This is a genomic window from Bifidobacterium jacchi, assembly GCF_009078285.1.
Lineage (GTDB): Bacteria > Actinomycetota > Actinomycetes > Actinomycetales > Bifidobacteriaceae > Bifidobacterium > Bifidobacterium jacchi.
This window is the reverse complement of record NZ_RQSP01000033.1, coordinates 1-6206: the sequence shown is the minus strand read 5'-3', so window position 1 is coordinate 6206 and position 6206 is coordinate 1. Positions and strand designations below refer to the sequence as shown.

Here is a 6206-nt window from a genome sequence, read left to right as displayed (position 1 = left end):
CGCCTAGGAACAGTCCACCGGACTGTTCCCTTAACGGCTCAGCAGTGGACTGTTCGCCGGCAGCGTTGCGAGACGACAGTCGAGCCAGCAAAACGCGGGCGCAGCCCGACCATAATTGCGGGACATTGGCGTGAAGCAAACCGACGAGCTACGCTCGTCCTTCGCCGCAAGCGGCTCACCTCGCCTAGGAACAGTCCACCGGACTGTTCCCTTAACGGCTCAGCTGTGGACTGTTCGTAGCCAATGTAGCGGGACGACAGTCCCGCCAACAAAACGCGGGCGCAGCCCGACCACAATTGCAGGACATTGGCGTAAAGCAAACCGGCAAGCCGGCGCTTCGGCCGCCCGCTCTTCACCGTGTTTTCATGTCGTGCCGTTACCATAGGTGGGCAGTCACGAATTTCCGATTGTGTTGGAGTGAGCATCATGCCGATATTCCCGACTCATACGACCACGCCGCCTGCGCCGAACGCGCCCCTGTCACCGACTTCCCCGATTTCCCCGCTATCCCCGGCATCCCCGACCGCGGTGCCGATGCCGGTCGCCTCGGTGCTGGGTTCCGACGACGTGACTCAGGCGCGTCGCCTCGCCGACCGCATTCGCGCACGGTTTGCGCAGTCGCTGATCGGCCAGGACAATCTGCGCGAATCACTGATCGTCACGCTGGTCGCCGGCGGCCATATTCTCATCGAATCGGTGCCGGGCTTGGCGAAGACGACGGCCGCGCAGACGCTCGCCACATCGGTGTCGGGCTCGTTCAAGCGCGTGCAGTGCACGCCTGATCTGATGCCGTCCGATCTGACCGGCACGCAGGTCTTCGATTTCTCGACGCAGCGGTTCACCACGCAGATCGGCCCGATTCACGCGAATTTCGTGCTGCTTGACGAGATCAACCGATCGAACGCGAAGACGCAGTCGGCGATGCTGGAGGCGATGGCCGAGGGCGCGACGACGATCGGAGGCGAACGCATCGCCCTTCCCCAGCCGTTCATGGTGATCGCCACGCAGAATCCCATCGAGGAGGAGGGCACGTTCAACCTTCCCGAAGCGCAGATGGACCGCTTCATGATGAAGGCGGTGATGACGTATCCGACGCCTGACGAGGAGCGTCGCATGCTGGCGCTGCTGACCAGACGCGGGTCGGATACCGTCGATGCCACGTCGTTCACCGGCGAGACGGTGTCGATTCGTGACATCGAGTTCATGCGTCGTGCGGCTCGTCGCGTGCATGTCTCCGACGCGATCATGCAGTATGCGGTCGACTTGGCGGCGACATCGCGCGGGGGCGGCTCGCATCCGATCAAGGGCCTGTCCGCATTGGTCCGTCTTGGCGCGAGCCCTCGCGCGTCGATCGCCCTGACGCGCATCGGCCAGGCCCACGCCCTGCTTTCCGGGCGCGACTACGTCATTCCGGAGGATGTGCGCGATTTCGTGCATGAGGCGATGCGCCACCGCATCATGCTCACGTTCGAGGCGCTTGCGGACGGCGTGACCACCGATCAGGTGATCGATTCGATCGTCAAGGCGGTTCCCGTTCCATGATCGGTCGAATCAAACGGACCGACCATACCGCCAAAGCCAACCGTACCGGCAGCAACACCGGCAACACCGGCCGCACCGGCCGCACCACCGGCAACGGCGGCAAGCGGACCGACGCCGGCTCCGCGACGGGCAGGGGTGCGTCGGGCGACGTGCGCTCGCGCATCGAGTCGCTGGGCATGGCGATGAGTCTGCCCACGGTTCGCCGGGCGCTGGGGGTGCTTGAGGGCGAGCATGCGTCCGGCAGACGCGGCGGCGGCGACGATGTGATGGACATCCGCGCCTATGAGCCCGGCGACGAGGCCCGCCTGATCGACTGGCGTGCCAGCGCCCGTCAGGGGCGGCCCATGGTAGTCCAGCGTGAGCGCCGCGTCACCAGCCGCGTGTGGATGCTGATGGATGCGAGCCGTCAGATGACAGGCTCCTGCCCGAACGGCGAGCGCGCCTGCGATGTGGCGGCGAATGCGCTGCTCATGTTCGCGGCGTTGTCGTTGAGACGTTCCGATGACATTTCGCTGGTGTTCGGCGATGATTCGCGCATCACGCGCATGCCGTTCAACGGCGGATTCGCCCGTTTCGAGCGAATGCTGGATCAGGCGATGAGCCGAGCATGGTCGCATGGCCGTGACATCGACGCGCTGCTGGCGTTCGCCCGCCGCATTCGCGATCACGACGCGCTGATCGTTCTTGCGGTCGACGAGCATGCGCTGACGGAGCATCATCTTGAATCGATCGGCCTGATCGCGCGCACGCATCCGCTGGTGGTCATCGACGTGGCGACGGCGAATCCCTTCGCGCTCTCCCCCATCGCATCGAAGGTGGTCGACGGGGTTTCCGGCCGTCGCGTTCCCTCGTTCCTCAGGCAGCCGTCGAGCGCGGACGAGGTGACGACGCATCGTGCATACGTGGCGGAGGCGTTGAAGCGCACCTTGGCCCGATGCGGCTCGCGGATGATTCGTGCGGATTCGAGTGAGGCGATGTTCGATTCGTTCGTGCATCTGGTGTCGCTGGCCCGCGTGCGCGCCGCCCGCAATATGCCGCAGATGACAGCGTTTTCGCCGCTATCGCCGCTTTCTCCGGTGGCGGCTGCCGCACCGGCTTCGTCGGCAGCTGCACCGGCTTCGTCGGCGGCTGCTTCTGCTTCGGCGGCGGCAGCGGCGGCGGCCGGCAACGGCCTGGGAGGCATGCGATGAGCGATCTCAAACCGTTGCCTCAGCTGGATTTCGCCGCGACTCTGCTGATCGGGCTGATCGCGCTTGTCGCTTTTGCACTGCTGCTGATCGCTCTTGTGGTGCTGCTGTCGCGGCCGCGTCGCCATCCTGCCCGGCCGCAGCGGCGCGGCGCGCATCGACCCCAGTCCGATCGAGGAACGTGGCTGGAGCGCATCGATGCGGTCGTGCATGCGTATCATGGCGGCGAAGTCAGTCGCGAGGATGCGTTTCGTCGTCTGGCGCGCATCGCCCGCGACCTTGCGTCCGACGCGACCGGCCGTGATCTGTCCTTCGACACGCTTTCGGATCTGGCGCGCATTGAGCGCAGCTCCTCCGATGCCCGCGCGCTGGATGCGCTTCGCACGACCATCGAGGCGTTGTATCCGCCCGAGTTCGCCGATGCCGCGGTCAATGGCCGGGCGCGCGACGTCAGCGTCGAGGAGGCGGCCGGCTGGGTGGCCGATCTGGTGGAGAGGTGTCGTCGATGACCATAGTCTGGCAATGGCCTTGGGCCGCGCTCGCCGCGTTGATCGGCGTCATCGCGCTGATCGTGCTGACGATGGCGCTGATGCCGCATCGTCCTGCGAATGCCGCAAATGGAGCGAATACCGCGGATAATGAGGATGCTGCGAATACCGCGAACGATGCGCATGACGGGGCGATCACCGTGTTTTCGCTTGACGACGATCGTTCCGGCGAGCAGGCGAGCATGCTCATGCGTCGGTGGCGTGCGTGGAACCGCGTCGCCGTTGCGCTGATCGCGCTGGCGACGGCGTTGGCGATCGTGCTGGTCGCGCGTCCCTCCCAGATCGATCAAAGCGATGATCGCTCCTCCAGCCGCGACATCGTGCTGTGTCTTGATGTGTCCGGCTCGACGCTGCCGTATGACCGGCAGGTCATCGAGACCTACCGTGATCTTGTCGCCGGTTTCAAGGGCGAGCGCATCGCGTTGAGCATCTTCAATTCCACGTCGCGTACCGTGTTTCCGCTGACCGACGACTATGATCTGGTCTCCCGCCAGCTCAAGGACGCGGCCGATATTCTGCGCGGCGTCGAAACGCAGAGCGATATCGACAAGATGTCGGATGAGCAGTATCAGCGCATTTCCGACTGGCTAGAAGGCACGCAGAACCGACGCGACGCGACTTCGCTGATCGGCGACGGCGTGGTCGGCTGCGCGGCGATGCTGCCCGGCTTCACATACGGCGGTTCGGCTTCGGGAACCGGTTCGCAACGCCGTCGTGCCGCGTCGATCGTGCTCGCCACCGACAACATCGTGTCGGGAACGCCGTCCTATACGCTTGCCCAGGCGCTGGATCTGACGAAGCAGGCCGGCATCGTCGTCGATGGCCTGTTCTCCGGTCCCACATCCGGCGAGTCGGATGCAACGACCACCGACATGCGCGCGCAGATCGAATCGCATGGGGGCACGTTCCTGACGCAGTCGAACGGCACTGACGTCTCGTCGCTGGTCCGTGACATCGAGTCGCGCTCCCACGCGCAGGTGGAGCAGGCCAGCCATGCGGCAATGGCCGACGCGCCAGGCTGGTGGACGCTGGCGGCGTGCATGGTCGTGGCCGTGTGGCTGATACTGGCATGGAGGTTGCGTCGATGACGTTGGCATGGTGGAACACGCTGGTTTTCGCCCCGGCATTGGGGTGGCCGCTTGGCGGCGCGCTGGCGGCGTGCATGGTCGGTCTGGCGGTTTTTGCGCTGGTGCTGCATGCCCGCCGCGCGCGCAGTGCGCAGGGTACCGACGAGACGTGGCCGACCGCTGTGCGCAGGGCGCTGCTGTGCATGACGCTGGCGTTGGCGGTGCTGACTCCCGGCATAGAGACGACGACCACCAGTCGGGCCGTCAACGCCACCGATGTGGTGATCGCGGTGGATGTGACCGGTTCGATGGCGGTCTCCGACGCGTCATACGGGTCCGCAGACGTCATGACCAGGCTGGATGCTGCGCGCAAGGCAGTCAAGGACATCACCGATTCGTATCCTGATGCGAGTTTCTCGGCCATGAGGTTCGGCGCAAGCGCATCCACGGACGTGCCGCTGACACCCGACGCGCCGGCGATCGGCAATTGGGCGGATACGCTGCAGCCGGAGTCCACGTCGGTGTCGGCCGGCTCCAGTCTCGACGCGCCGCTCGATCAGCTGATGCTGGGGTTGAAGGCGATGCGTCAGGCGCATCCCGACGATGCGATCATCGTCTATATCGTCACCGACGGCGAGCAGACGAGCGCGGCAAGCCGGCGGAGCTTCTCGACGCTGCGCCGATACATCGACGACGGGTTCACCGTGGGCGTGGGGTCGAGCAAGGGCGGGCGCATCCCCGTCATTCGCGACGGCACCTCGGGATCGCGCATCCAGTCGGGGCAATGGGTGCAGGATCCCGACACCGGCCAGCCGGGCATCTCGCGCATGAATGTGAGGAATCTCAAGGACATCGCCGACGAACTCGGCGGCGCGTATCTGCCCGCCGATGCCACGCATACGCTGCGGGACGAGGCTTCGTCGAAGGTCTCCTCCGCATGGCAGGTCAGCGAAGGCACCAAGCAACGAACCCGCGTGAATCCGGTCGTCTGGCCGCTCGCCATCGTGATGGTCGTGCTGCTCGCATGGGAGATCGGCTCGTGGATCGTCGTGTCAAGGAGGCTGATATGAACGCCGATATGGTTGCAGCGTCAATCATCGCCACGGATCGGTCCGCTGATGCCGCCGGCGCCGCTGCCGATGCCTACGATGGCGCCGTCGACGCAGGCACCGCACGGCGACGCGGGCGCGCGCGTGGGCGCAGCCAGCGCCAGGCGCGCGCGTCGCTGCCGGTGCGCGTGGCACTGTCCATGATCGCGGCGGCGGCGCTGATCGCCGGCGTGCCGGTGGCGATCAATCTGCGCGCGGTCGGCCTGTACAATCAGGCCACCGCCGGGCTGGAATCCAATATCAGCGCAGCCGCCGGCAAAGACCCCGATCTTGCGCAGCTGAGCGCCCGTCAGGTTCAGGTCGATGCGCAATTCGATGAGGCGGCACGGTTCGGCAATCTGCTGTTGCCGTCGGTGCGCGACTCCATCGCCACGAACTCGACGGTGTCCGATCGGCTCACCGCGTCGCTGAACGACCGACTGCGCGACCAGCAGGAGGGCACGACCAATCGCGACAATGCGAATCAGTCGGATGATGCCGCGCAATCCCAAGGCGGCTTGAGCGATCAGCAGAAACGCCAGGTCGAGGAGCTGCTCAATGCGAATCGGCAGTCCGACAACGCCTCCAACAGCGATGCCTCGACTGACGATGCCTCGACTGACGATGCCGCAAACGCCAACGATGGGTCGGACAGCACTACGACGAACAATTCCGGCAACAGCAACAAACCGTGGTGACGCCTACAACGGCATCCCCGCAACAGCAGCCCCCGTGCGCCCCACGCAGCATCCCCAGCGGCACCCCCAGCGACAC

6 protein-coding genes are annotated in these 6206 nt (G+C 65.5%); all 6 read left to right on the top strand.

Annotated features, from left to right (window positions below; translation table 11 throughout):
* Nucleotides 1-426: 426 nt before the first annotated feature.
* The 6 genes from EHS19_RS08335 to EHS19_RS08310 all read left to right on the top strand — a co-directional run bounded on the left by EHS19_RS08335 (nucleotide 427) and on the right by EHS19_RS08310 (nucleotide 6130).
* On the top strand, nucleotides 427-1542 hold the full coding sequence (locus EHS19_RS08335; RefSeq protein WP_151917302.1) for an AAA family ATPase: 1116 nt from the start codon (nucleotides 427-429) through the stop codon (nucleotides 1540-1542).
* A gap of 176 nt (nucleotides 1543-1718) precedes the next feature.
* Nucleotides 1719-2732: a DUF58 domain-containing protein gene (locus EHS19_RS08330; protein WP_241677164.1), complete on the top strand. Its 1014-nt coding sequence runs from the start codon at nucleotides 1719-1721 to the stop codon at nucleotides 2730-2732.
* On the top strand, nucleotides 2729-3238 hold the full coding sequence (locus EHS19_RS08325; protein WP_151917301.1) for a hypothetical protein: 510 nt from the start codon (nucleotides 2729-2731) through the stop codon (nucleotides 3236-3238). Before EHS19_RS08330 ends, EHS19_RS08325 begins: the two co-directional genes overlap by 4 nt.
* Nucleotides 3235-4365: a vWA domain-containing protein gene (locus tag EHS19_RS08320; protein WP_151917300.1), complete on the top strand. Its 1131-nt coding sequence runs from the start codon at nucleotides 3235-3237 to the stop codon at nucleotides 4363-4365. Before EHS19_RS08325 ends, EHS19_RS08320 begins: the two co-directional genes overlap by 4 nt.
* Nucleotides 4362-5414: a vWA domain-containing protein gene (locus EHS19_RS08315; protein WP_421745486.1), complete on the top strand. Its 1053-nt coding sequence runs from the start codon at nucleotides 4362-4364 to the stop codon at nucleotides 5412-5414. The genes EHS19_RS08320 and EHS19_RS08315 overlap by 4 nt, the downstream gene beginning before the upstream one ends.
* Nucleotides 5411-6130, top strand: a complete 720-nt coding sequence (locus tag EHS19_RS08310; RefSeq protein WP_151917299.1) for a DUF6466 family protein — start codon at nucleotides 5411-5413, stop codon at nucleotides 6128-6130. Before EHS19_RS08315 ends, EHS19_RS08310 begins: the two co-directional genes overlap by 4 nt.
* Nucleotides 6131-6206 lie beyond the last annotated feature (76 nt).

Excerpts from the sequence above, each read along its gene's own strand:
- EHS19_RS08315 (WP_421745486.1), top strand. The coding sequence starts at position 4,362 with ATGACGTTGGCATGGTGGAACACGCTGGTTTTCGCCCCGGCATTGGGG.
- EHS19_RS08310 (WP_151917299.1), top strand. The coding sequence starts at position 5,411 with ATGAACGCCGATATGGTTGCAGCGTCAATCATCGCCACGGATCGGTCC.
- EHS19_RS08330 (WP_241677164.1), top strand. The coding sequence starts at position 1,719 with ATGGCGATGAGTCTGCCCACGGTTCGCCGGGCGCTGGGGGTGCTTGAG.
- EHS19_RS08320 (WP_151917300.1), top strand. The coding sequence starts at position 3,235 with ATGACCATAGTCTGGCAATGGCCTTGGGCCGCGCTCGCCGCGTTGATC.
- EHS19_RS08325 (WP_151917301.1), top strand. The coding sequence starts at position 2,729 with ATGAGCGATCTCAAACCGTTGCCTCAGCTGGATTTCGCCGCGACTCTG.
- EHS19_RS08335 (WP_151917302.1), top strand. The coding sequence starts at position 427 with ATGCCGATATTCCCGACTCATACGACCACGCCGCCTGCGCCGAACGCG.